The organism is Ralstonia flaminis (genome assembly GCF_958415495.1).
GTDB lineage: Bacteria > Pseudomonadota > Gammaproteobacteria > Burkholderiales > Burkholderiaceae > Ralstonia > Ralstonia flaminis.
The window spans coordinates 68423-93574 of the sequence record NZ_CATZLL010000005.1 but is presented as its reverse complement, the minus strand read 5'-3'; the positions used below and the strand labels follow the sequence as shown (position 1 = coordinate 93574).

General features: G+C 59.7%; 26 protein-coding genes and 1 pseudogene. 18 read left to right on the top strand and 9 right to left on the bottom strand.

Features of this window, described 5'->3' with window-relative positions; translation table 11 throughout:
* Positions 1 to 16 precede the first annotated feature (16 nt).
* The 4 genes from R2N11_RS09250 (at position 17) to R2N11_RS09235 (ending at position 3835) form a co-directional block, all read left to right on the top strand.
* Positions 17 to 1387 carry an ABC transporter ATP-binding protein gene (locus tag R2N11_RS09250; RefSeq protein WP_199028768.1) on the top strand — a complete coding sequence of 457 codons (1371 nt, stop codon included), beginning with the start codon at positions 17 to 19 and terminating at the stop codon, positions 1385 to 1387.
* Between the two features lie 278 nt (positions 1388 to 1665).
* Positions 1666 to 2097, top strand: a complete 432-nt coding sequence (locus tag R2N11_RS09245) for a DUF2946 domain-containing protein (RefSeq protein ID WP_316680877.1) — start codon at positions 1666 to 1668, stop codon at positions 2095 to 2097.
* A gap of 147 nt (positions 2098 to 2244) precedes the next feature.
* The gene (locus R2N11_RS09240) at positions 2245 to 3288 is read left to right on the top strand and encodes a transporter family protein (protein ID WP_430715432.1); all 1044 of its coding nucleotides are present in this window, start codon (positions 2245 to 2247) and stop codon (positions 3286 to 3288) included.
* Positions 3278 to 3835: a peroxiredoxin family protein gene (locus R2N11_RS09235; protein ID WP_199028765.1), complete on the top strand. Its 558-nt coding sequence runs from the start codon at positions 3278 to 3280 to the stop codon at positions 3833 to 3835. Before R2N11_RS09240 ends, R2N11_RS09235 begins: the two co-directional genes overlap by 11 nt.
* Positions 3836 to 3916: 81 nt before the next feature.
* Here the strand turns inward: R2N11_RS09235 and R2N11_RS09230 are convergent, their stop codons facing one another.
* The 3 genes from R2N11_RS09230 to R2N11_RS09220 form a co-directional block, all read right to left on the bottom strand.
* Positions 3917 to 5053 carry a DUF8189 domain-containing protein gene (locus tag R2N11_RS09230; RefSeq protein WP_316680875.1) on the bottom strand — a complete coding sequence of 379 codons (1137 nt, stop codon included), beginning with the start codon at positions 5051 to 5053 and terminating at the stop codon, positions 3917 to 3919.
* Positions 5054 to 5722: 669 nt separating this feature from the next.
* Positions 5723 to 6688 carry a hypothetical protein gene (locus R2N11_RS09225; protein WP_316680874.1) on the bottom strand — a complete coding sequence of 322 codons (966 nt, stop codon included), beginning with the start codon at positions 6686 to 6688 and terminating at the stop codon, positions 5723 to 5725.
* A gap of 135 nt (positions 6689 to 6823) precedes the next feature.
* Positions 6824 to 7129, bottom strand: coding sequence for a panthothenate synthetase (locus R2N11_RS09220; RefSeq protein WP_316680873.1), 306 nt, complete (start codon positions 7127 to 7129; stop codon positions 6824 to 6826).
* A gap of 380 nt (positions 7130 to 7509) precedes the next feature.
* On the opposite strand from R2N11_RS09220, the gene R2N11_RS09215 reads away from it, so the two are divergent.
* On the top strand, positions 7510 to 8028 hold the full coding sequence (locus R2N11_RS09215) for a GNAT family N-acetyltransferase (RefSeq protein WP_316680872.1): 519 nt from the start codon (positions 7510 to 7512) through the stop codon (positions 8026 to 8028).
* A gap of 76 nt (positions 8029 to 8104) precedes the next feature.
* On the opposite strand, the gene R2N11_RS09210 is transcribed toward R2N11_RS09215, so the two are convergent.
* Complete coding sequence (locus tag R2N11_RS09210) at positions 8105 to 9106, bottom strand: lysozyme inhibitor LprI family protein (RefSeq protein ID WP_316680871.1); 1002 nt, start codon at positions 9104 to 9106, stop codon at positions 8105 to 8107.
* Positions 9107 to 9668: 562 nt separating this feature from the next.
* On the opposite strand from R2N11_RS09210, the gene R2N11_RS09205 reads away from it, so the two are divergent.
* Together R2N11_RS09205 and R2N11_RS09200 are read left to right on the top strand one after the other, a co-directional pair.
* A complete protein-coding gene (locus R2N11_RS09205) occupies positions 9669 to 10577 on the top strand; it encodes an alpha/beta fold hydrolase (RefSeq protein WP_316680870.1) in 909 nt (302 codons plus the stop codon).
* A 44-nt stretch (positions 10578 to 10621) separates the two neighbouring features.
* Positions 10622 to 11863 (top strand): serine hydrolase domain-containing protein, encoded by a 1242-nt coding sequence (locus R2N11_RS09200; protein WP_316680869.1) that lies wholly within the window; start codon positions 10622 to 10624, stop codon positions 11861 to 11863.
* 15 nt (positions 11864 to 11878) lie between these two features.
* Here R2N11_RS09200 and R2N11_RS09195 read toward each other — a convergent pair whose 3' ends face one another.
* The gene (locus tag R2N11_RS09195) at positions 11879 to 12871 is read right to left on the bottom strand and encodes a DUF2804 domain-containing protein (RefSeq protein ID WP_316680868.1); all 993 of its coding nucleotides are present in this window, start codon (positions 12869 to 12871) and stop codon (positions 11879 to 11881) included.
* Between the two features lie 248 nt (positions 12872 to 13119).
* On the opposite strand from R2N11_RS09195, the gene R2N11_RS09190 reads away from it, so the two are divergent.
* Entirely contained in the window at positions 13120 to 13683 is a 564-nt protein-coding gene (locus R2N11_RS09190) for a hypothetical protein (protein ID WP_199028743.1), read from the top strand.
* A 248-nt stretch (positions 13684 to 13931) separates the two neighbouring features.
* Positions 13932 to 14255 carry a hypothetical protein gene (locus tag R2N11_RS09185; protein WP_199028796.1) on the top strand — a complete coding sequence of 108 codons (324 nt, stop codon included), beginning with the start codon at positions 13932 to 13934 and terminating at the stop codon, positions 14253 to 14255.
* Between the two features lie 107 nt (positions 14256 to 14362).
* On the opposite strand, the gene R2N11_RS09180 is transcribed toward R2N11_RS09185, so the two are convergent.
* Positions 14363 to 14929 (bottom strand): nucleotidyltransferase family protein, encoded by a 567-nt coding sequence (locus R2N11_RS09180; protein WP_316681061.1) that lies wholly within the window; start codon positions 14927 to 14929, stop codon positions 14363 to 14365.
* 140 nt (positions 14930 to 15069) lie between these two features.
* On the bottom strand, positions 15070 to 16416 hold the full coding sequence (locus R2N11_RS09175; protein WP_316680867.1) for a GGDEF domain-containing protein: 1347 nt from the start codon (positions 16414 to 16416) through the stop codon (positions 15070 to 15072).
* Positions 16417 to 16695: 279 nt separating this feature from the next.
* Between R2N11_RS09175 and R2N11_RS09170 the strand changes: the two genes are divergently transcribed.
* From R2N11_RS09170 to R2N11_RS09150, 5 genes and pseudogenes are all read left to right on the top strand, one after another.
* A complete protein-coding gene (locus R2N11_RS09170; protein ID WP_316680866.1) occupies positions 16696 to 17373 on the top strand; it encodes a TonB family protein in 678 nt (225 codons plus the stop codon).
* Between the two features lie 9 nt (positions 17374 to 17382).
* Entirely contained in the window at positions 17383 to 17652 is a 270-nt protein-coding gene (locus R2N11_RS09165) for a hypothetical protein (protein WP_316680865.1), read from the top strand.
* Between the two features lie 439 nt (positions 17653 to 18091).
* Positions 18092 to 18556: a hypothetical protein gene (locus tag R2N11_RS09160; RefSeq protein WP_316680864.1), complete on the top strand. Its 465-nt coding sequence runs from the start codon at positions 18092 to 18094 to the stop codon at positions 18554 to 18556.
* A 57-nt stretch (positions 18557 to 18613) separates the two neighbouring features.
* A pseudogene (locus R2N11_RS09155) lies at positions 18614 to 18802 on the top strand (toxin-antitoxin system HicB family antitoxin); the annotation flags it as partial.
* A 493-nt stretch (positions 18803 to 19295) separates the two neighbouring features.
* Entirely contained in the window at positions 19296 to 19556 is a 261-nt protein-coding gene (locus tag R2N11_RS09150) for a hypothetical protein (RefSeq protein ID WP_316680863.1), read from the top strand.
* A 170-nt stretch (positions 19557 to 19726) separates the two neighbouring features.
* Here R2N11_RS09150 and R2N11_RS09145 read toward each other — a convergent pair whose 3' ends face one another.
* Together R2N11_RS09145 and R2N11_RS09140 are read right to left on the bottom strand one after the other, a co-directional pair.
* Positions 19727 to 20623, bottom strand: a complete 897-nt coding sequence (locus R2N11_RS09145) for a hypothetical protein (RefSeq protein WP_316680862.1) — start codon at positions 20621 to 20623, stop codon at positions 19727 to 19729.
* Positions 20624 to 20626: 3 nt separating this feature from the next.
* Positions 20627 to 21664 (bottom strand): hypothetical protein, encoded by a 1038-nt coding sequence (locus tag R2N11_RS09140; RefSeq protein WP_316680861.1) that lies wholly within the window; start codon positions 21662 to 21664, stop codon positions 20627 to 20629.
* 627 nt (positions 21665 to 22291) lie between these two features.
* On the opposite strand from R2N11_RS09140, the gene R2N11_RS09135 reads away from it, so the two are divergent.
* Genes R2N11_RS09135 through kdpA form a run of 4 tightly spaced genes read left to right on the top strand, consistent with a single transcriptional unit; the run spans position 22292 to position 25123 of the window.
* Positions 22292 to 23092 carry a TorF family putative porin gene (locus tag R2N11_RS09135; protein ID WP_199028729.1) on the top strand — a complete coding sequence of 267 codons (801 nt, stop codon included), beginning with the start codon at positions 22292 to 22294 and terminating at the stop codon, positions 23090 to 23092.
* A gap of 27 nt (positions 23093 to 23119) precedes the next feature.
* Positions 23120 to 23245, top strand: coding sequence for a hypothetical protein (locus R2N11_RS09130; RefSeq protein ID WP_269848264.1), 126 nt, complete (start codon positions 23120 to 23122; stop codon positions 23243 to 23245).
* Positions 23242 to 23331: a K(+)-transporting ATPase subunit F gene (gene kdpF / locus R2N11_RS09125; protein WP_004628487.1), complete on the top strand. Its 90-nt coding sequence runs from the start codon at positions 23242 to 23244 to the stop codon at positions 23329 to 23331. The genes R2N11_RS09130 and kdpF overlap by 4 nt, the downstream gene beginning before the upstream one ends.
* A 19-nt stretch (positions 23332 to 23350) precedes the next feature.
* On the top strand, positions 23351 to 25123 hold the full coding sequence (gene kdpA, locus R2N11_RS09120) for a potassium-transporting ATPase subunit KdpA (RefSeq protein WP_316680860.1): 1773 nt from the start codon (positions 23351 to 23353) through the stop codon (positions 25121 to 25123).
* Positions 25124 to 25152 lie beyond the last annotated feature (29 nt).

Genomic DNA, 25152 nt, shown 5'->3' with positions numbered 1-25152 from the left:
AGCAGAGAGCATCAACATGGCCACCAACGGCGTGAATACTGAAAGCGTCATCGAGCTGCGCGGCGTCTCGAAAATCTTCCGCACCGCAGACCACACCGACCGCTCGGTGCTCGAGGGTTTGGATATCAACATCCGCGAGGGCGAGATCGTCGCCATGCTGGGCAAATCGGGGTCGGGCAAGTCAACCCTGCTGCGCATCATGGCGGGCCTGGTGCGGGCCGACCGCGGCCAGGTGCTGTTCCGCGGGCGCGAATACAGCGGCCCGGTGCAGGGCATTGCGATGGTGTTCCAGTCGTTTGCGCTGTTCCCGTGGCTGACGGTGCAGCAGAACGTGGAGCTGGGCCTGGAAGCGCAAGGCGTGGGCAAGGCCGAGCGCGAGGAGCGCGCCGAGCAGGCCATCGACCTGATCGGCCTGTCGGGCTTCAACAGCGCCCTGCCGCGCGAACTGTCGGGCGGTATGCGCCAGCGCGTGGGCATTGCGCGCGCGCTCGTCACCGAGCCCGACCTGCTGCTGATGGACGAAGCGTTCTCCGCGCTGGACGTGCTGACCGGCGAGAACCTGCGCGACGAAATGCTCGACCTGTGGGAGGACCGCCGCACCAAGATCAAGGCCATCCTGATCGTCTCGCACAACATTGAAGAGGCGGTGATGATGGCGGACCGCATTGTCATCCTCTCCAGCGATCCGGGGCGTATCCGTGCCGAAGTGCGCGTGCCCTTCCCGCGCCCGCGCAACCGCGATTCCGCCGCCGTGCGCAACCTCATCGACGAGGTGTACGGCCTGATGACCTCGCCCGAGCGCGTGGGCGTGCATGTGGGCGCCGAGTCTGCTGCGCAGCAACTGGCCTACCGCCTGCCGGAAGCCGAGATCGGCCAGATGGAGGCCATCCTGGACCTGCTGGTGGAAGCGCCGTTCAACGGCCGCGCCGACCTGCCGCACCTGGCCGAAGAAGCCGGCGTGACCGACGACGATCTGCTGCCCGCCTGCGAAGCGCTGGCCCTGCTGCAGCTCGCCACCATCGAGCGCGGCGACATCATCGTCACCCCGTTCGGCAAGACCTACATGGAAACCGAGCCGCCCGAGCGCAAGGTGCTGTTCGGCCAGAAGCTGCTCGAACAGGTGGCCCTGGCCTCGCACATCCGTGCCGAGCTGGAAGCCAATGAAGACGGCGAGATTCGCGAAGAGCAGGTCCTGCGCGAGTTGGAGGCCTACCTCAAGCCCGAAGAAGCCGAGCGCGTGCTCAAGATCGGCATTGAATGGGGCCGCTACGGCGAGGTGTACGAGTACGTGTACAACACCGGCATGCTGACCCTGCCCCGTGAAGAGCGCGAGGAACGTGAAGAGCGTGAAGCGCAGGAAGGTGGGGATGGGGCGGCTGGAGCGTAAGACGGCGCTCGCTTTGTTGTTCCCCTGAAAAAGAGCTGCCCGGTGCGGCTCTTGTCACGTTCAGGGGTTGTTCACGCGGTGCGACGGTTTGCCGCCAACGCGGATTCAACGGTTGCCTCAGCAAGTAAGTTCTCGAAGAAGCGCGCCCCAATGCACGATTCAACTGCATGCGGATCGGCCGCACGCCTACTGCGAAACGCCAAACAACACGCCCCCTGCCGCTGATCTGGATACCGATGCTGTTTTGCGGTGTAATACCGCGCATCCGCACATGCTGGATGCTGTCCACACAGGGCCGCCCGGCAGCCTCATTGGCCACCATGCATTTCGCCCGCACCCGCAAAAGACTGACCGCCTGGCTTGGCCTGGTGGCGATGGTGCTCGTGCTGTTTGTGCCGATGGTGAGTCAGGCGCTGGAGGCACAAGCGCTGCAAGCGTTCGAGCAGGCTGCGCCGCTTTGTGAGGCCAAACCATCGGCTGCCGCCAGCACGGCCCTGCCCATCGGGCACGAGATGCCAGCCGGCCACCACCATGCGGCCTGCGGCTACTGCGATCTGCTGGCAGACCACGTGCTGGTGCCGACAACCCTTCCGCCGATGGTGGAGCCGGCCCCCACCCAGGCAACGGCATGGCCCGCGGAACGCGGACGCCTAGCAGCGCATCAAGCGCGCCACGCCGGTCGGCCGCGCGATTCACCCTTCCTCCTCTGACCACGTCAACCAGGGCAGCGACTGCGCAGCGCACTCGCGCCCGGCTCGAGCCGTTTTCAGACAAGACGCCGTGCGGCGTACCGACCATTGGTCAGGGCGCGCACGTACCTATCAGCGTGAGGAATCCCCATGACAACACCATCCAACATGATCCGGTGCGCGACACTGCTCGCCTGCGCCACCGGCATGTTTGCACCCATCGCAGCGCATGCCTGCGCCACCTGCGGCTGCTCGCTCAGCACGGATGCCGCGATGGGCTACTCAGCCATCCCGGGCTGGCGCATCAGCCTGGACTACACGTACATCCCGCAGAACCAACTGCGCAGCGGCACCGGATCGGTCACGCCTGCGCAGGCCGCAAGCATCAATGACGCGGGTGGCAACCAGGAGGTTGAGCATCAGACCATCAACCGCTACTTCAACCTCGGGATCAACTACAGCCCAAACAGCAGCTGGAACTTCAGCGCGATCGTGCCGTATGTGGACCGCAGCCACACAACCTATGGCGCGGTCACGTCGGATCAGCTCACGCCCGATAACCTGAGCGGCGCCACCGCCAGCGGCTTGGGCGACATCAAGCTGATCACGAGCTATCAGGGCTTTCTACCCACGCATAACCTGGGCGTGCAACTGGGCATCAAGCTGCCGACTGGCCGCTACGGTGGGCAAAACGTGCTGACCGGCAACACCGTCGGGCGCAATCCGGTGTTCTTCAACAGCGGCCCGAACGGCGCGGGCGGGCAGGCACTGGATACCAGCCTCCAGCCCGGCACAGGCAGCACCGATGTGATTCTGGGCGCCTATTACTACCAGCCCGTCAGCCAGGATTTCGATGCCTTCATCAACGGTCAATTCCAGGCTGCCGTGCATCAGCGCCTGAACGAGGCTGGCGCGGATTTCCGTCCGGGCAACCTTGCCACCATGAGCTTTGGTGTGCGCTACGAGGCCAATCCGCACATCGTGCCGCAGCTGCAGTTCAACATCACGCGCAAGAACGCCGACAAGGGCGCGCTGGCCGATACCACCAACACCGCTGGTACGGTGGTCTACCTGTCGCCGGGCGTGACGGTAAGCGTGACGCACAACATGCAGATCTACGCGTTCCTGCAGAAGGCGCTCTACAGCAACCTGCAGGGGTATCAACTCTTCCCGCGTTGGTCGGGCACGGTCGGAGCCAGCTATGCCTTCTGATGTGCAAGCGCGTTCAGACCGCACATGGTCGCGGCGCGCCTGGCTGCAGACGGCCGGCGCGGCAGCGCTGGGCGCCGGGCTGGTGAGTCCATCTCGCGATGCGCGGGCCGCGAGCCTTGAAGTCGGGCGGCCTGCGCCTGCGCTGGTGCTGCACACGATTGACGGGCACAGCATCTCCACCGAAGACCTGCGTGGCCACGTTGTGATCCTGACCTTCTGGGCGACATGGTGCGGCCCGTGCCATCAGGAGTTGCCCTTGCTCTCCGACTACGCAGCAAAGCACGCAGACCGCGGCCTGCGCGTCCTCGGCTTCAGCTTGGATGAGCCGGCCTCGCTGCCGGCGGTGCGTGAAATGGCGGCGGCCTGGAGCTTTCCTGTGGGGCTGCTCGGCAGTGCCTATGCGGGCGGCTACGGCCGCGTGTGGCGGATTCCGGTCAACTTCACGATCGACCGCAATGGCTTGCTGGCCGACAACGGCTGGGATTCGCATGAGCCCGCGTGGACGACCGAACGGCTTGAACGCATCGTCACACCATTGCTGCGTTGATAGGCCAATAAAAACGGGCCGGAAACGCACTCCGGCCCGGTCAACGACGCAACATTGGGCAACGTCGCGTACGAGGGATCGTTACTGCGGCAGATAGTTGATGTACGACAGCGTGCCGTCAGCATTGGCCTGCGCCAGGCTGACAGCGCCGTTGCTGATCACGGCATTGATCAGGCCCGTGAAGCGTGGGTTGGCGTTACCCACCGATTGCACGTTGTTCATCCAGAACGTGGGCGATGCCAGTGACTGCGACACCAGCAGCACTTGCCGGGAGTTCGTCATCCAGACCAGTTGCGGCGTGCCCGCGTTGCTGACGATCAGCGGCGCGACTGACAGCATCGGATACTGATCCGCCGTCAGGTTGCCCACCCCGCCCCAGGTCGGGAAGTTGTACGACGGGTTGCTCGACGGTGCGCAGAACACCAGCGGGTTTTGCCCCTGAGCCGACTGGCTGTTGCAGCCGGCGTACGTTGCGTTGTTGGTGTTCGAGCAGAAGTTGCCGGCTGGGCCGTTGACGAACTGCGGCATCGGGTTGGAGCCTGCGCCCACCACGGCAAATGCGCTCCAGCTGTCTGCACCGCCACCCGCGTACTGCGTCGACTGATACAGGTTGTTGTCCTTGCCCAGCACCACGGCCTGCAGCTGGCCGCTGTTCTGCAGCAGGAACACGCTGAACTCCTGCGCCTGCGGGTTGAATCCGCCGCCCAGCTTCGACCAGTTCGACCACGTAATGGTCGGGGCCACGGCGGTCTGGTAGGAGTGCCACAGGTTGCCGGCGGTATCAAGCGAGAACGCTTCCAGCCGCTGGTTGGAGTTCACCGCCAGCACCGGTGCGCCGGTAAAGGTGGTCGGCGTGCCACCACCGATGGTCGTCCACGGCGTGTACGAGCCGATGAACGGGTTGATGTACGACACCTGCACCTGCCCAGCCTGCATCAGACCGATCACCGCGATGGTGCCGTTGGGCGACGGTGCCGCAGACGGGTTGAACTGCAGCGTGCCGCCCCACTTCGACCAGCTCCCGCTGTCACCCGAGGTGGCCACCGTGCACATGCCCAGCGTGTTGTCGGTATTGCGCGTGAAGACGTACATCGAGCCGCCGTAGAAGATCTGCTGCGGCGTACCGCGGAACGCACCGCCCAGGTTGGCCCAATCCGTCGTGGCGGCCAGGCTCACTGCAGACAAATCGACTTCCGTAAATTCAAAAGGCTTGTTCATGACCAACGTCTCCTGTCTGTGAGAACTGCGCCTGCCGGCTGTCGGGCGCAGGAAATGGCGGCGACCTGATCTGGGGTCATGCCGGCGCCGTCATGGTACTCAGTCAAAATCTTGAATTTCTGGCGAAATAATCCCTTGGATTTAATTTCAATCCATCCGATGAAAACGCAGCGATATTCAAGATAAAAAGTTCCAGCGCGCACGAATCCGCATTCCGGTTGACTCTGGAATGTATGTATCCATAACAAACTACCGTGCGTGCTTCAGGCGCCGCGTGTCGGTACGGCGTGTGAATCCCACTCCCTTGGCGTTGGGCCAGCCCATGCGTTGTGCGGGCGCTTGCTTTGTGCGATCTGTTTTTCTAAGAAACAGCGCTTATTTTGTGAAGCGAGGGGAAGGTTATGTTGGCGCCAACTGGGTTGCAAATTCCGTCGCTTGACTCCTGTTGTGAAGATTATTTATTTGCGGACGGATTTTCGATTTAATCGTTTGCGAGATAATGTTTGTTGGCGGAAAGGATGAATGTTCTGATTTAGTTGGTCAGAGGAAAACACCTGCCTTAACCTTTCGTTGGTGGTAGAGGTTTAGGGCCATTGTTTTACGACCATGCGGGGGTGTCATGTGGAGTGCACCGGAGCCTGCAAGGATCGCCGGCCCCGGCCCGCACATCTACCGCCTGAGCCAAGGCGAATCCACCGCCCAGAAAATCACATCCACCCCCAGATAGTCCTTGGCAAAGCTCACAAACTGGTCGCGTGTGAATGGCTTGCCGGTCTTGGGGTTGACGTAGCGCAGCGTGGGCTCCTGCACCGCCATCGCTACCAGTGGTAGCTTGCCCTTGTATTGATGGAAGAACGGATAGGCGTTCTTCATCTGCGCTTTCTTCCAGGGGACGATGTCCGGCCCGCCAAGGCCAATGCCCTGCTGCGCAGCGACGGCGAATGTGCGGGACATGTACTGGTGATCGTTGTCCCATTCGCATGGCCAGAAGTTGACGTACTGCACCACCGCGGACTGATGGAACTGCTGCCGGGCGAAGCGCATGTTCTCCAGCGTGGCGTTGAAGTACCCATCACAACTGAAGCGCGTCTTGTCACGCTTGCGATCAATGTCGATGGCCGTTTCCGGCAGATTGATCCCCATGATGCGGCCGTCGAACTGCTTGGCCAGCGCGCTCAGCAGTGCCTGGAAGCGCTGGCGCAATGCCGGATTCCATTGCTGTGCCACCCACCCACTGCCGCCGGGGTTGACTTCAGAGTCATCGGATTGACGCACCAGCCCACCGCCATACGCGGGGTCGGTCAGCAGATACGAGGGAATATGGCGCGCAGTGGGCAGGAAGAAACGATCCTGCACCTGCACGAACAGTTGCTTCTTGCGTTGCTGCAGATACGCAAGATCGCGCTCAATGCCGGAGAAGTCGTAGCGGCCCGGCTCAGGCTCCAGCGACTTCCAGCGATAGACGATCTGCACGCCCCCAATATCAGGTCGTTGGAGCAGCGGCTCGATGCTGGTCAGTTCATCCGAACCGGTGTAGAGAAAATGACGCAGCTCACCGGCTGCCGCACCGGCACACGCCGACAACAAGGCCAGTGCGGCGAACAGGTGTTTTCCGCAAGCAAAGGTGCTGCGCATGACGGACGCTCCATGAATGCATATGACAAAAGGGAGTCCGCCGTACGCCGGCAAGTTCCTGGCGCACGTCTGCCTGTGACAATTTTGCTGGCCGGATGCAGTCGGGGCGCGATGTGTGTACTGCCCCGATGCCTCTTACTTCCACTGCTGGCCAATCCCCGCCAACCCCGCCTTCTGCAGATCTTCTGCATGCATCACCACGCGGAACTCGCAATCGGCGTTGAACAGCAGGAACCACGGTTCGGCCAATGCGGGAATCTGCGAGGGTTCCTCCAGGTTGACGATGAGCACCGCACCGCGGCCACCGGCCTGTTCAGTGAAGTACGCGGCCTCGGGTTTGATCGACGCCATCACGCGCGGGATCAGCTCGGCGATGGAGCCATCGCGCACGTAGGTGTTGAAGGGTTCGTGCGGGATTCGCACGTTCATGAGCATGCGCATGGCTTCACTCCTCGTTGGGCTTGTGCCGATCCCGTGGCTCCGCGCGCAGACCCGAACTGCCCGCCGCCTGCTCCCGATGATTGATGCCGTTGCGCTGGCAACGCAGCAAGCGGGTGCCACCCCAAATGGGTGAGCCCGGTATCGGTATCGCACATTCAAAACGGGACTTGGCAAAGCCGCCGTGCGCGATGCAAAAGTCGCGCCACAGGTTGTGCCGCCAAGTCTTGCGACCGGCGTGCCAGCAAGGGGCGCGTGTTTCGAACCAAAACCTTTGCAGATCTGAAACACCCGTGTGGACAACCGTTGTGGATAACGGGTGTGGACAACTTCTGGGGATAACATTTCGTTCTTTGGATAGCAGCCCTTAGCCTCAGGCCACCATGACGGTACGAACCACCATTCGAAGAGCAAGCCAAGCCGATGCCGCCACCTTGTGCGCCGCTGAAAAGGCCACCGCACTCACCGCGGGGCTGCTGGTGTCACAGCCTCACGAGCTGCAGGTTGAAGCATTCGAACAAAAGATCGCGCTTCTTGAGCAAGACGGGCTGTACCTCGTGGCAGAGCACGAGGGCACCCCGATCGGGCACGCGTTTCTGGAGCCGATGACGCTCATCGCGCTCTCTCACGTCTTCAGTCTCACGATCGTTGTCCACCCCGGTCACCTAGCGCGTGGAGTCGGCACTGTTCTCATGACCGAACTGATGGCGTGGGCGGAAAGCCATCCCCGCATCGAAAAGGTTGAGCTTCGAGTCAGGGCGACGAATTCCCGCGCCATTGCCTTGTACAAGCGCTTTGGATTCGTGGAAGAAGGACGGTTCGAGAAGCGCATACGGCTGCCCGACGGGTCGTATATCGCTGATTTGTCTATGGCGCGGTTTGTTTGCCAATCAGGTTCTTAGCATTCTTCCAGCCGGATCACACTGCGACATCTGTGTGGGGTATCAGCGAGTGGCATTCTTGCCCGCTACGGGCAACTCACTTCGGCATCGGCTCGTAATGCACCTTGCTGCGCCACTTGCCATTCACGAGCGTTTCCACGGTGACCTTCATCTTGTCACCGCCACCCTGTGCGTCATCAATACGGCGCTCGATGGCGACAGGCACATCTCGTTCGACGGCGTACACGGTGCGCTCGTGATAGCAGCAACCACTCTTCGCCCACGTGCGTAGACGCTTGTTCTTGGCGTCGACCTCAAAGAACCCGAGCGTCTCGAGGATCAGCTCCGTCATCTCGCTGTTGCGGACAAAGCGCTGCGTGCGCGCGTTGAACAGATAGATGTCGTAGCTCGGGCCACCGTAGCTGCCGTTGTTGCCCGTCTGGATGCCGAAGTCTTCCTGGCCGTCAAAGTTGAAGTCGCCCACGTTGATGACGCCCTGGTAGTCATAGAGCCGGGCCGAGTTGACCAGCGGCCCTTTGCCCCCTTGCGGTAGCGTGACAAAGACCGCCGGCAGATTGATGGTCTGGCGCACCGTCCGTTGGCCCTTGTCATAGATGAGCAACTGGGCAGGCCCTTCACAGGTTGCATCCCTGTCTGCGTTGCTCTCCGGGCACGCCTCCAGCATGCGCAGCACAAAATCATGTTGCTTCGCGATGTGCTTCATTGAAAAGACCGGACCATCAACCGCTGCGCTCGAGCTCGGGAATTCCGGTTGCGATTGCAGTTCATCAATGCGCGCGCGATACGTGGTCTTCAGCACCGCGACATCGATCTCGCCAGACGACAGCGCATGTTGCTTCAGCCATTCGCGCTGCCCAGCCTTCAACGCATCGGTGTCGGCACCATGTTTGTTCAACGCGGCGCGATACGCATTTGCCAGCTCACTGTCGAGCGCGGAGAGTTGGGTGTCATTGCAGATGGCGTGCTCGATGGGACTACGCGCCGCGCCGCAATCGAAGCTGGCCGCGTGTGCGCTGGTTGCTGTCAGCAATGCAATGGCGAGTGCTACGCCTGGACGAATGGCAGAGATCGGTGTCATTGGAGTATCGATGAACGCACGGGTGGTCGAGCGAGCGGAATGGTACCTGTCCCGGCCGCATCACGACGGTTTGCCGAACCCCTCTGTGGACAACTCCACCCCCACCTGTGAATAACCCCAGGGAAAAGCGTGTTGGCTCTCCGGGGTTAGCGTGTCCACAGTGCAGGAACAACTTCCAACCGTGGCGACGGTGCCTGATGCGATCGCCCGGACTCATCCACGCAACAGCACACGCTGTCCGATGAGTTTTCCGTTCTGCAAGCCATTGATCCAAAATCGCTTTTGGCACTTATCCACAGAACTTATCCACCGTTATCTATTACTACTATCTGTATACATAAAGAAGTAAACCTATAAACCCGCTATGGGGCGAGTCGTTCGATCAGGCATGTGAATATCGACGCCGCTCTGAACACGGCAACCCCCCTCTCTTTCATCCTTGCACCATGCATGGCGCGTACTACGCTTGGTGAGGTTTGCGTAGCGCACTGTCATACGGCCCGAGCAGAGTCAGCGTGCCATTTCCTGATCGACACCGGCATTCCTCCCCAGAGAACAAATCATGCGAAAACTGTTTGCGGCCATTGCGCTCATGCTGGCCATGACGCCCGTTGTGCAGGCACAGGTCAAGCCGTATCCGCCGGGCTGTCGCCACCAGAACATCCAGACCGACGGGGCGACGCTGTTTGTGCGTGTGTGCGGCAGCGGGCCGGCGGTGGTCTTGCTGCACGGTTTTGGCGACACAGGCGATATGTGGGCGCCGCTGGCCACCGAGCTGGCGCGCACCCATACCGTGGTGGTTCCGGATCTGCGTGGCATGGGGTTGTCGTCGCACCCTGACGGCGGCTACGACAAACGCACGCAGGCGGCCGACATCCGGGCTGTGCTGACGCATCTGAACATCGATCAGGCTGACGTGGTTGGCCACGACATCGGCACCATGGTTGCCTTCGCGTATGCAGCGCGCTATCCGGACAAGACGACGCGGCTGGTCGTGATGGATGCTCCGGTGCCGGGCGTCCCCCCGTGGGAACAGATCGTCCGCTCGCCTGCCCTTTGGCACTTCTCGTTTGGCGGCCCCGATGCGGAGCGTCTGGTGAAAGGCCGCGAGCGGATCTATCTGGACCGGTTCTGGAATGAATTTGCCGGAGACCGCACGAAGATCGACGAGGCAACGCGGGTGCACTATGCGCGCCTCTATGCAAAGCCCGGCGCCATGCACTCTGCGTTCGCGCAGTTCCTGTCGATTCCGCAAGATGCGGAAGACAACCAGAAATCGCTCGCGACCAAGCTGACCATGCCGGTGCTGGCCATCGGCGGTGAAAAGTCCTTCGGCCAGAACGAAGCGATCGTCATGCGCAATGCCGCCACCAATGTGCAAGAGCTGGTTGTTCCCAATGCCGGGCATTGGTTGATGGAAGAGCAGCCGCAAGCCACCGTGAGCGCGATCGAGAAGTTCCTCGCGCAGTAGCGTCTGATCTTCACGCGCCCGGCAAACCAAACTCCACTCCGTTCATGAAGACACGCCAACGCTATGCCGCTGCGTGCGGGCTTCTCGCCTGCAGCATCGCTACGGCATCGCCCGATGAAGACCTGCTGGGCCAGAAGCAAGGTTATCCGTTGGCGCCAAGCGCCGCGCGTATCCACGAGGCCCCTTACATCGTGGGTTCCTTTAGCGGCATGGATCGGCTCTCACCGTCCTGCGAACTTGCGCCGGCTGACAAACCGGTGCCGCTCAAGATCGCAGAGAAGGAAGCCGACTTCCGGTATCGCTTTCGTGGTGGTGACTACACGCTGGCGGACTACATGCAGCATCAGCGCGTGACCGCCATCCTGATCGTTCAAGACGGCACCATCCTGGCGGAACACTACGGCTACGACCGCACGCAAGACATGCGCATGCTGTCCAACTCGATGGCCAAGACGCTGGTTGCGCTCGCGGTCGGCAAGGCCCTGGAGGACGGAAGCCTGCACTCGCTGGAGGACCGCGCCGACCAATACGTGCCCGGGCTTGTCGGCACCCTGTACGGTGCAACGCGCATTGTCGATCTGCTGCGCATGGCCTCCGGCGCAAAGTATGTGGAGGACTACACCCCCAATGACGATCGAGCGCGATTTCTCAAGACGGCAGCCAACCAAGGGGTGCTTGCGGCGGCTGCACAGGTGAGCGAGCGTGCCGATCCGCCCGGTACGCGTTTCAACTACGCGGGAGCGCAAACCGAAGTCTTGGGACTGGTACTCCAGGCAGCCACGCAGCGCAGCCTGTGCGACTTCGTGGATGAAAAGCTATGGAAGCCGATGGGCGCGCAATCCAAGGCGACCTATCTTGTGCGCCAATCCGATGGATCTGCATTTGCGCAAGGCGGCTTCAACGCAACGGCGCGCGACTACGCCCGCCTCGGGGCCATGCTTGCCAACGATGGTGTGGTGCAAGCTCGGCAAGTGGTGCCGCGCGACTTCCTGTTGAACATGACGGACGCATCGCGCCAGCCTGATCCGTTTCGCCCCGGGCAGATGGTCTATCACGGTAGCCACTATTACGGCTACGGCTTTCAGGTCTGGCTCCTCCCCGGAGACGCACGGCGGTTCGTGCTGCTGGGCATCCACGGGCAGGCAATCTACGTGGACCCGCAATCCAGGCTGACCATGGTCCACCTTGCGGTGGGGCAGGACGCATCGGGCGATGCGAGTGGTGCCCATCTGGGCGCAGAGCGGGACGCGTTGTGGCGCGGTGTTGTGGAGCGGTTTGCGCGCTGAAGCGAATCGGCTGCCTTACCAGCGCGAGGTGTGGTCTTCCGTCACGCCGGGCAGCCCCTGCACGGCATGCCGGATGCCTGTGTCCGGATCCACAATCTCGCCATCAAAATGGCCGATCGGCTGGATATAGCGGCTGGCAGCGATGAGCAGGTTTTTGTTCTCGCTGCGCGCGCCTTCCGGCGTGAATGTCAGGTCTACCTGACGATTGGTGCTGCGGATGCGCCACGGTTGCAGCGGCTGCTTCGCATCGAAATCAAATTCGACCGCGCCGACTCGGATCAGCTTGCCATGCAGCCACACGGCGTTCTCGGCATCCCCCATATAGCCCTGCTGCAGGTTGAAGCCCATTTCACGACTGTGCGCGCTGGCCCAGCGCCAATGCGTTTCCCGCGCCAGCAGGCCGTTCGAGTAATCCAGCGATGCCACGGCGCCATCCAGCCCATAGCGTTTGTCCGGGCAATCGGCGGTGCCACTGACCTTCAGCCCGCCGCTCTTGTGCGTTGAGTGCGCGAGCCAATTGGCGGGGGCAATGGATGCCAGCACTGGTGGCATGCCAGCCAGTTGGATGTCTGCCGCCAGCCGCAGCTTGGGTGACTGAATGGTCAGGGTCAGGGCATCGCGTTTGCGCTGGAAGGCCATGCGGCAACTTCCCGCCGTGAAAGACGCGTGACCAAAAGCGCGGTCTTCCATCTTTGCCGACAGACCCGGCAATCCATTTGCACTTGTCGCACCAGCAACTTTCCGGCGTTGCCGGTCGAACAGGTAGGCGAACGCTGTGCCAGTCCAACCCACGTCAACAATCGCCGCACCGATGAAGTAATCCGGATGCGCAATTGCGGCATATTGCCAACGCTTGTGATGCAGCTTGCGGGTCAGCCGCTGGTAGAGCGTGGTTTGCAGCGGCTGCCAGTCCAGCTGTTCCACGATCCCCTCATACATGCCAAACGCAGGCAGGCCGTGTTCAAGCACCAGTTGGCTGGGCGCTGCCGGAAGGCGCGATGTAGTCATGGCGTGTCGCGTAGGTCGTGGGCGGAGTGCGCTGACTCTACACGCCACCTGACGTGACATGTGGCGTTTGAAGTGGCTGTATGGACGTGTGTTGCAGCCATGCTGGGTGTGCGCCGCGCCTTAGCGACTGACCGATTTCAGCTTGAGAGCGGCCATCAATACGTTGCATCGACCGGTTGAATCCGCAGCCAAGAGTTGACGTTCAGTAATATGAATCCCATTGAGTCCTGCTCAGGAGGCGGCTCCGTATGCTTTCACTCGACGAAATGGCTCGGCAACGCAACGTTTCCATATTTCGTTCGCGAGCACTTGAGGTTGCGACTATCCCGGTCGCATGCACCAAACACGTTGACGTGGGGTTCTATGCAAAAGAGAAAGCGCGACTGGTCAATCCGCTGTCCTATCTGACGAAAGTAGAAATCCGCCCTGGGCTTTTCGCGTACGGAAAACAAGCGCCCAGCCTTGTTCAAGCCATCGCCGCAGACAGCGAACTGTGCAGTGCTCTGGATACGCTGCTCAAGAACTATGCGTGGGCTATCGAATGGAGTGATGGGCTCCTCCACGCCCGCGTGAATCTCTGGAAAGCAACGATTGATGGTGACTCGACTGGCGGCGAACGATTCTTGTCCACCCTTGAGACCGTTGCAAAACACATTGGCGACATCGGCAACGGACGCAGTCAGATAGTTGCCCACCTTTCGCCGTTGGCCCTTGGCCCGACGTGGCTTCGCAGCCGAGCAGTGTTTGCGGGATTCGCAGCAGGACTGGCCGTTGCCGGCTTGCTCTTCCTTGTTATCCGCAACATCCACTGAGAACTGTAGACAACTCAATGCCGAAGGACAGGAGGTCCAAGGCTCGTATCAAGTCCTCCGTTTGGCCCCTGGGGCTGAGCGTTCTCTATCGGCCAAATTCGGCCACTCATCATCCTGCTTCCGCTGTTGGGAAACGGTGCACTAAGGGCATTCCGGGCCCCGACGCTCGGCTCGCAGTGGCCGAAGAAATGCCCGAGCGCTACGATCTATGCTCACCGTCCGCTGCTTCGCTGTTGAAGACTTCTTCAATGCCTCGTCATCACCACCACGTCTACGTTGTCGAACTCTCGCGGCAAGTGCTGGCCGAAGCGCGCTTCATGAGAGCAAATCCCGACTACCTGGGTGACAAGCCTTGCGTTTATGTGGGCATGACAGGACAGTCGCCGGACGTGCGCTTTGACAAACACAAGGCAGGGCTGAAAGCGAACCGGTTTGTGCGGGAGTATGGCTTGCGTCTGATGCCGGAGCTATACGAGTGCTTCAACCCGATGCCTTACGAAGCGGCTCGGGAGATGGAAGTGGAGCTGGCGATCGGTTTGCGCGAGGAAGGGTACGCGGTGTGGCAAGCGTAAATCGATGACTGGCGCTGGAGCCTGGGCGTGTTGGCGCCGATCGTCAGTGCCGACTGTCCGGCCAAGAACAGACATTCCCGTATCCACAGAACGGATAGACCACATGCTCAGGCGACGATGGTCACCCGGGGCCAGCGTTCGGTGTAGCGTTTCTGCGCAATGCGCTCCCGATAGGTTTCGATGCTCACACGGGCGGGGTTTCGGCGGATGACCATGCCAAAAAGATCATCAAGGCCGTGAGGCGCAATGACGGTGATCGAGTCGTCTGCATTGAGCGTGAGCCCTACCGATGTAGCGTACTCGGGCCATGAGCCCACCGCGTCTTCAAGCGACACAAGAGGCCGCACGGCGTATCCGAAGGTGGCTTGAAACCAGGTATGTACGGCCGCCTGGTTGGTCACTTCCCACTGCACGCATGCGTGTGTCGCAACGAGCTGACGTTGAATGTCGCGCTCTCGCTGGGGCGAAAGATCGCTCTCATCAAAGTACGCCAAATCGAGGTCCGCCAGAGCAGAGGGCGAACGGAACGCGTGAAGCGCGTCCCAGACAAGATTGCGAACGGCACCAGCCCCGATGCACCACGAATCGAGTTGTAGATTGCGGGCAGCGACCAGCGCAGAGAAAAACCAGGGTGACTGCCGCGCAATGGTCACCAGGCGTGCCTCAAGACTCATTGGATCGACCCTGAAGGGATTGCTGACCTGCAAATCAAACGCATGCGTTTCTTGTGACACACGCAACCCGCGTACCGGCTACCTGATGAAGAGAGGCGATCCATCTAAGACGTGTGCAAGGCACGTGCCCGCCCGCCGCCTCACGCCCCAACAACCTTGTTCTTCCCCGTACGCTTGGCCTCGTACATGGCACGATCGGCCCGCTGGATGGCGTCCATGGGCGCTTCATCCTTGGCGAGTTCCGCCACACCCGCAGAGAACGTAACGAAGAGCCGCGTATTGCCGGCAACAAAGAAGCGTTGGGTCAGCGCGCGCTGGAGCCGCACGATGGCTTGCACGCCGTCTTCCAGGCACGTATCGGGCATCAGGATGACGAACTCCTCGCCGCCAAAGCGCGCGAGCGTGTCTTGGGGGCGCATTGCTTCGCGCGCGACCTGGGCCAGATGCGAGAGGGCATCGTCGCCAAAACTATGCCCATGCGCATCGTTGATCGACTTGAAGTTGTCGATATCGAGGAAGGCGATGGACAGCGCAGATTTCAGATGCGCGGCGCGGGCAACCTCGCGCGCCAGTGCTTCTTCCAGACCCTTGCGGTTGAGCGCGCCGGTCAGCAAGTCATGACGCGCCGAGGCCGATGCCAGGTCGAGCGCCTGATGCAGCCGCGCCACTTCGGCCGCTGCCTCTTCTGCCCGCTTTTTCATGGCCGACAGCTCTTCGTGATGGCGAGCCGAAACCAAGGACATCCAACGGGTAGCCGCCAGCGCTTCTTGGATCACGGGTGCAATGTCGGAGATCGTGCGGGCCGATTCGATCTTCTTGATGCACGCCTCCATCTGGCGGTGGTGCTCGCCCGAGCTTTCCGCTGCCGAAGACAGCCGCTCCAGAAAGGACGCCAGCAGCCACTTCATCTCTTCCTGGGCTTCGAGCGACTTCGCCTTCAACGCGCCCTGCTTCTGGATCACCTCTTTGAGGCGCCGGCGCACGTCTTCCAGCCGGCGCAGGCTCACGGGGGCCTCGCTGGCCTTCATCAAGGCTTCGATCTGCCCGCGCAGCCAGCGGTCATCAAGCGATAGCTCGCCAATGTTCTCAAACACAAGCTGCAGCAGATTCAGCAACGATTTGCGGATCTCGTTCTGATCTACCGCCGCCAGGGACAGCCGCTGGTTGAACGTCGCCAGCTTGGTGTTCAGGCTGCCAAGGGTTTCCGAGTCTGAGCGGCAGGCCTTGATCAGCACCCGCGCCGAGGGGCCGATCGTCGTGTTGTCATCGCCCAGCGCCGGCAAGCAGTACTCAACCGTGCGTGCGAGCTGTTCGCACAACTCTCGCACCAGCGCCATCCGCTCCGCTTCGTGGGCGTGGAGGCTGGGCTTGCTGCCGGCAATTTCGTGGTAGATCGAGGCAAAGTTGTCTGGCGTGGGAGGCAACCTGCGTGAGGCCAGCAGCTTGAGGGCGTGCCGAGCGGTCTCCGAGGGATTTTTTTCTGTCATACCTAAGCTGCAGGTTCGCGGGGCGGGATTCGAAGGCGATTGTCCATGGTTACACGCGCAGAGGACAGTCGATCAAAAGTTGGTGTGGGGGTTTTGCTGCATCGGTGGCGTCAACGTTTTCGGATGGGATTGATACGGCAGCGAGTGAAGACGCTGAACTCAACGCCTTGTGAATAGGCAAAGACTCCCCTGAGTGGCGTTGTCACATGCTTCGGCTAGGATTCCAGTCGCAGCGCAAAGCAATCAGACACATGCCGGGCCAAAGAACTGGGGGGATTCATGTCGTATCGCATGCCGCGACTGGCTTGCATCGTGCCGTTTGCACTGCTGACGGGATGCGCCACACCACCGCCACCGCTGGCGGAGGTCAAGGCGCCTGCCAGCGGATGCAACGAGCCTCCACCGGTCTATCCGTTTGAGGCTCACCGAGCGCGGGCCGAAGGCCGGGTCGTTGTCTCTGCCGTCATCGAGGCGGATGGGTCGGTCTCGGAAGCGAAGATCAGCGAGTCTTCCGGCAATGCCCTGCTTGACGGGGTCGCGCTGCGTGCCGTTCAGTCGACCAAGTGTGCGCCGTTCAAAGACCCTGAAACGGGTCATGCGATGCGCGTCTCCTTCTCGAAGCCCTTTGTCTTCAGCACGGACGGCGCCACCATTCGCACGGCAGTCTTATCCCCGGACTTGTCAGCGGCATCGCTTGCGTACGCTGAAAAAGTGCGTGCCAAGGTGAGGTCAAACCTCTTGGTCTCGGATAGCAACCTGCCAAGTGACATCAGCGCGGTGGTCAGGGTGTTGCTCGGTCCAGACGGCGCGGTATTGCGCACCACGCTGCAAAAATCCAGCGGCGTGACGACCTACGATGACGCGGTGCTTAAGGCGATAGAGCGCTCGTCTCCGTTGCCCTTGGAGAAGCCTGGGCAGGTTGGCAGCAGAACGATTGTTCTTACGTTCAAGCCTTAGTGGTTGGCTATGCAAGCGAACATCATTGCTGCCATCGAAGCCTTCGACGCATGGGCTCAGCCTTGGACGTTCTTGGACGACGTGGTGGCGTGGCCTACATTGACCTCCGCTGACCGCGAGCTGGTGCAGCAAATCTGGCAGGAAGCGTGTGATGCACGCCATTGGTCGCATGGGGATGGTGCGCGAGATGCAGGCTTGGCTCTGCAGAAGCACTTCCCCTGGCTCACGGAACGCGCGCGAGACCTGCTTGTACGCGCGGCTTCGTACGAGTGGAGATGAGTCGGCTGGATGCTGCCGTAGTGTTGGCCTAGCACGCCGATTCTCAAAAGAAGCCCTAGACAGCGACCGCAGCGTTCAGAACGACAAACATGGCGTTCAGAACCCGACACCTGAGGTTCCGAACGCCAAGCGCGGCGTTCACGAACCGCATGCGTGGCGTTCCGAACGCCACACCCCCGAGTTCCGAACCCCAAATGCAGAGTCCAGAACGCCAACCGTGGGGTTCTGAACCTCACGCAGACAGTCCAGAACGCCATATGCCGGCGTTCCGAACCTCATCCGCAGGGTTCCGAACGCCATCGGCATAGGAATCCGCCTCGACTTGCGATCAAAACGGCCATCACGGGGCCGTCTCCTATTGATCGGGTGCGCTGTGGTGGCCAATCTCCCGCGCTCGTGCTCGCCAGCACGACTTAGCCACCCCAAGAAGAGGAATGCAATGTCACAGAATTTGGTTTCGTTTCAGCTCACCACGACCGACCTGACCGCAATCGACGGTGCACTGAAGACCCTGGAAGACAGGCTCACCGGCCTGATTGACCTGACCATCGAGCAGCGCCGCTTCCTGACGAAGATGGGCGACAAATCCGAGGCATTTGCCCGTAAGGCGGTGGAGGTGCTGGGCAACAACCCCAACGTGCTGCCCGGCAACTTCAACATCGCTGAACTGCGTCGCGATCTGGCCGCGTTCGATCTGCTGCGCAGCCGTTTGGTGCGTCTGGACCGATTGCAGGAGCGGATGTCTGACACGCAACTGGCGCTGGGCAGCGATGTGATGAACGGCGCGCTGGAGGGGTATGCCTTCCTCAAGGTTGCCGGTCAGGGTGAAGGGTTGGATACGGCGCGCAAGGCGTTGTCGGTGCGGTTTGCTAAGGGGCCGAAGAAGGCGGCGGTAGCGGAGTGAATGGTGTGCGCGCTGGGGGCCGCCTAGTGTGGCTCTCTTGATCCAAGAGCAAAAATCATGACCCAAGACCACTTCACCTATCGAGTGACGTGGTCCCCTGAAGACGGGGAACACATTGGCCTCTGCGCAGAATTCCCGTCACTCTCGTGGCTGGATGCGACGCCAGAAGGCGCACTTGCTGGTATCCGCAAGGTGGTTGCCGAAGCGGTGCGCGACATGCAAGCGAGCAACGAGAAAGTGACAGACTCGCCTCGTTAGTGCCAAGCTGTGTGCATAACGGAGCAATATCAACTGCCCCCAAGCCCGCGCCAGCGGGCTTTTCCTCACCTCGGCCTCACGGGTGATTTCCAGCGGGGCCATGCCACTGCGCGATAATGCGCGCCTCGTGTTCAATACACGAACCCAGCGGGACGCGGCGCCGCACACGCATCCGGCGCATCAGCAAACTCTGATTTGTTCCGCAAAACATTGCTTCATTGGAAAGCGGCCTCGTAGACTCCGGGTGCCGCTTTCGTGCCATGAGAGAAAGCGGCCGAGGATTGGAACCCTCGTTGACGTCCGGCAAGGATCGAGCATAGGTCCTTGTCGTCAATCTCCCGTGGCCGCTCTCCCTTATGGGCGAGCCTGGCAGGGACGGCCTCGCGCCGATCGAGTGGCGTCACTCGGGTTCCAACCTTGTCAGTGCTCGCCCACCCTCCCCCCGGGTGGCGAGTTTCCTCATTTCGACGGAGACCTCGCCATGACAGACCCCCAAGCCGTTCCCGATATTCGCCGCTATCAAGCGCATGCTGAGTTGTTCGACAAACTCTCAAAGCTGCGCGCGTTCTTGAGCATGCTGCACGCAGGTGGCTTTGAGCATTTCCGCGCGATGGATGAGGTGCGGCAGGCGGAGTATCTGTGGACGTGCCTCGACTATGCGGAGGGAGCGTATCGGGCGCTGACAGTTTGGGATGGGATTGATGTGTCAGCAGATGAAGAGGCGAGTGTCAGCGTTTGCTGAACATGTAGGCCATGTAAATGGGCACGGTTGCGGCTATTGCAGATTTTCCAATTGCAGCGAGATTTCTCGCATTCCTTTTTGCCGGTGGTCATCCATGTGATTGGGTGACCACCGAAAATTACGAACAAATAACTAACCAGAAGCAACGATGCGTGCCTCTCGCTCGGAGGTTAAACATATCGATCAATCTGCTTTCTCAGGACAACGAAATATATGATTGCGATCCAGTTAAAGAGGACTTGATTCACGCAGGAAAAAAAACCATCGGGGTCTGGCACATCAACTAAGGTTAAGTTATCTCCTTGCCCGGAGGCGAAGTGAAAGAATTTATTTCGTATCCCTATCAGCATTGGCAAAATATCTCGATTCGCAAATTCAATATGGGAATTTGTTTCGGATTTTATATTCTTTAAGAAGCGCTTCAAGATTTTCACTCCCTCCTGAGGGTTGTTGAGCGGAGAAAGATTAACCGTTGAGTCGCTGTCTAGGAGAACTGGTTCAACCGTCGTCTTCAGGAATTTCGAGAAAAATGCCAGTTCGCCCTTTGATTCTCCATTGAAGAAATCTCGGAGCATTTCGTATGTTCCCTTGTAATCGTCAGTGGATGATGCATAGATCAAGGGGAAAACAAAAGAAATTCGCTCTAGGAGTCTATAGACGTGTAAAAATGCATTGCAATGGTTGCCGGTTCGAGTTCGGTAAAAATAATGAACAGCCTCCAGCAATATATCCCTGTGATAGGGGCGATGCCTTAGGCTCTTTTTAAGATATTGCTCTAGCTGTGTCGAATCGATATCCGCAGACTGTAAGAGTTTCGTCACCCCTGGTTTTCCTCTGAGCATTATTCCTGGGGCGCCGGATACCGAGTAGTTAATTTTTTGCCGCCAGCTTTTGCCCGATGGGACATGCGTAATTTGAAGAGTTCCAAGCAACAAACGAATTAATACAGCTTCTTCTGAGCTGTTTGGCCCAATCGAGTTGATGGTTTGCAGGGTCACCGGAATGGCCGCGTTCGCTGGCCCCGTGGGATCTGCCACAGAAAATAAACTGCCGACAAGGAATTGCATTGCTTATTCCAGTACGTCGACTAGCTTGTCCGTTATTTCTGTCGCTGATGCACCAAACATTTTCTTTGCGTTGAGGATAAAATATTCCACCGCATTTCTCCTGGCGCGCCCTAACTTAATTTTGGATACATCAAATGAGCGAAAGGCCTCCTCAAAGCTGGAGATTGCATCGCGCACCTTTTTTGTGTTCATTCGGCGAATGGGCGTGTAGCTCTTCCGAATTCCCGCGCAAAACCCAATCAAGTTATTATTAATTCTGAACCATTTATCTAGATTTTCGTCCTCTGTAAGAATTTTAATCAGATCGACGACTTCTGAAAATTGAACAGAATTCTCAGTTGGGTCATGTTCAAGAATTTTGCTGGCAAGTAGATCGTCCAGTTTTTCTTGAATCAATTTCTGTGAGTCAACGTTTGTGGAGTTGCTCAGAAATGCCATGTAGCCGAGGACAAAATCGGAGTGAGAGAATATGCCTGGTTTTCTTCGCAGACCACTTTTCTCTGTGGTAAGATCGATGTCGCCGTCAGAAAAATTGAATAGATTCGCAGTGAGGATTTCTATCTGATGCCGCGTTGTCATGGGGCGCTGGCCATTATTAAGAGTAATCATTCTGTATAGCAAATTGTCCATCGATTTGCACAGAAGAATATTCACAAATATAGGCTGCTCTATCGGAAATTTGTCTTCGTGTTCGTTATGTGCACGTTGAAGAGTGGAAAGCCGCTGAATTCCATCCAGAATGAATCCGTTTTCAATGTTTTTTGTGACAAAGGCTCCAAATTTAGCAGCTGTATTGACATTGATGTGATCGGGGTCAATAAAAGCTAATGTGATTGGTGGCATCAAACATTCGCGAAGAATGTCACGCTTCAATCTCTCGTAGAATCGAGGATTCTGCACCTTTCGCTGAATTTCTAGACGATTTATGAGTGGGACAAAATTCTCGATCGCGTATCGATAATTGGCTCTTCCTGTTGCCATGATTGCATCTACCACTTTATCGTGATCAATGCTAAATATCTTAATTTTATCTTGTGGCATATTAATTTTCTCGCTGTGCAAAAAAAATCTTGTCGCAAAGGCCTTTGGGGGTTCACCTGAAAGTTATGTCTGTTGCTAACGAGGTTGTCACCGGCCGCTTCGCTCCATAACCCCTCGACAGAATCCCATCATCGTCTCTTCTGCCCTCGGCTGACGCACTCTAGCATTCGATGCCGTCAATATGTAGTGACGAGCGGGGGAGGCGAAGCAAAACGTCTCTGTTCGATCTTTTGAGGGTACAGCGTGGTTTGGTGTGGGTGCCGCCATTGAGGTCCCGCCTTCCGAGCGTTTACAGCCTTGGTGCAACGCCATACGCGGCACATCGCACATAAACGAGAAGCCTGTCGCTTGGTATCTGAGCGATAGCCGAGACGCAGCCTCATCGAACACCACCGTCGGAAAACTGGGCGGCTTAAAGAGCCCGGAGGAGATTGCTTACTTACTCCCCATTTTTACACCGCGTTTACACCCCTCCCCCCAACCTTTACCCCGTTTTTACCCCCCTTTCCCTAATGTTGCACTGCACGCAGGCCCACTGACGGGAGCCCGCGTGCACGCCGCATCCGGTTCCAGTCGGGCGCTTGAGCGCCGGGCCGGGCGGCACCTAAAACAACAAGGGAAAGGTCCATGCAAGCCAAGCAGGTTTCTTTGCGCGCCACCGTCATCGGTGGCGTTGTCATGTTTGCCGCAGCACTGTCCAGCGCGGCCGCTTACGCACAATCCAACGATGCTGCGCCGGCACCTGCCGCCGCGCCTGCCAGCCCGCTCACGGCCAACCTGACGCTGGCCAGCCAGTACCGCTATCGCGGGATCATGCAAACCAACAACAAACCGGCCATTCAGGGCGGCTTTGACTACGCACTGCCCAACGGTTTCTACGTCGGCAACTGGAACTCGTCGATCAGCTGGCTGGGGGATTCCAACCCCAACGTGTCCGCCCCCATCGAGATGGATTTTTACGGCGGCTACAAGACCGAGCTGATGAAGGACGTCCCGATCGACGTGGGCGTGCTGCAGTACTACTACCCCGGCAGCTACCCCGACGGGTACACCCGCCCGCACACCACCGAAGGCTATGCACAGATCGGCTACGGCCCGGTCTCGTTCAAGTACTCGCACGCGTTCTCCAACCTGTTCGGTTTTGCCGATAGCCACCACAGCCAGTACTTCGACCTGTCGGGCAACTTCGACACCGGCTTCTGGGGCCTGACGCTGAACCTGCACGTGGGCTATCAGCAGGTGCCGCATCAAGTGGTGCGTACGTCCTATGCCGACTGGAAAGTGGGTGTGACGAAGGATTTCGGTTCGGGTTGGACAGCTTCCTTGTCCTATATCGACACCAACGCATCGCGTCTGGCCTACACCAATACACGGGGCAGCTACATGGGCAAAGCCACCGCCCTGCTCGCCGTGACCAAAACGTTCTAACCACCTGACGGAAAAAGGGGAGCGCTCATGGACTTCGTTTACCTCGCCGGCCTCGCGGTGCTGGCCTTGGCAGTGGGCGGGCTGCTCGCCCTGACTGCCCGGCTCGCCACACGTGATCAGCCCACCACGCACGCCATGGAGAAAAAGCAATGACCTGGCTCTATGTCTTGTCCGGGGCCATCACGGTGGTCCTGCTTGTCTATTTGTTCGTGGCCCTGCTGTGGCCCGAACGCTTCTAACAACAACGCGAGGCACACCATGAATGCGTTCCTCCTCCAGCTGGCGATCTACCTGATCGTGCTGCTGGTTCTGGCCAGGCCGCTCGGCTCGTATATGGCCGGCGTGTTTGGCGACAAACCTTCGCGCACCCACTGGCTCGGCCCCGTCGAGCGCTTGTTCTATCGCGTGGCCGGCGTCAACCCGCAGGCCGAGATGGGCTGGAAGCGCTATGCGGTGGCGGTCATCGTCGTCAACGTGCTGGGCGCGCTGGCGGTGTATGCGCTGCAGCGCATGCAGCAGTGGCTGCCGCTCAACCCGCAGGCCTTTGGTGCGGTCACGCCCGATTCGTCGTTCAACACGGCGGTCAGCTTTGTCACCAACACCAACTGGCAGGGCTATTCGGGCGAAAGCACGATGAGCTATCTCACGCAGATGCTCGGGCTGGCAGTGCAGAACTTCCTGTCGGCCGCCACCGGTATTGCGGTGGTGATTGCGCTCATCCGCGGCTTTGCGCGCCACTCGGCCAAGACCATCGGCAACTTCTGGGTCGATTTCACGCGCGCTACGGTGTACGTGCTGCTGCCGCTGTCGATCATCGTGTCGGTGTTCTTCATCAGCCAGGGCGCCATCCAGAACTTCGATGCGTACAAGGACGTGACCACCGTTACGGCCACCACGTACGACAACCCGAAGATGGACGCCAGCGGCAATCCGCTCAAGGATGCCCAGGGCAACCCCGTGACGGAAAAAGCCACCACGCAAACGCAGACCCTGCCGATGGGCCCGGTTGCGTCGCAAGAGGCGATCAAGATGCTGGGCACCAACGGTGGCGGCTTCTTCAATGCCAACTCGGCACACCCGTACGAGAACCCCAACGCGCTGACCAACTTCGTGCAGATGCTGGCGATCTTCATCATTCCGGCGGCGCTGTGCTTTACGTTTGGCGGCATGGTGGGTGATCGTCGTCAGGGCTGGGCGGTGCTGGCAGCCATGGCGGTGCTATTTGTGGTGCTGGCCTCGTTCGAGATGTGGTCGGAGTTGCATGCCAACCCCATGCTGGCCAACCTCGGCATCGACCAGGCCATCGGCAACATGGAGGGCAAGGAATCGCGCTTTGGCATCGTGGCGACGTCGCTGTTCGTGACCGTCACCACCTCGGCCTCGTGCGGTGCTGTCAATGCCATGCATGACTCGCTGACCGCGCTGGGCGGCTTCGTGCCGATGTTCCTGATGCAGCTGGGCGAAGTGGTGTTTGGCGGTGTGGGCTCGGGCCTGTACGGCATGCTGGTGTACGCCATCCTGGCCGTGTTCATCGCGGGCCTGATGATTGGCCGCACGCCGGAATACCTCGGCAAGAAGATCGAGGTGTTCGAGATGAAGATGACGTCCATCGCCATTCTCGTCACGCCTCTGCTGGTGCTGGTTGGCACGGCTGTCGCAGTGCTGGCTGCGGGCGGCAAGGCGGGCATCTTCAACCCCGGCACGCACGGCTTCTCTGAAGTGCTGTACGCCTTCTCGTCAGCCGCCAACAACAACGGCAGCGCGTTTGCGGGCCTGTCTGCCAACACGCCGTTCTACAACGTGGCGCTGGGCATTGCCATGTGGCTGGGCCGCTTCTGGATCATCGTGCCGGTGCTGGCCATGGCGGGCACGTTTGCCGCCAAGAAGCGCCTGCCGGTGACGGTGGGCACGCTGCCCACGCACGGCCCTCTCTTTGTCGTGCTGCTGATCGGCTCGGTGCTGCTGGTGGGGGCGCTGACCTACATCCCGGCATTGGCGCTTGGGCCCATTGCGGAACACCTCGCACGCTAACGCGCGCTGCAAACTCAATATCAACAGGT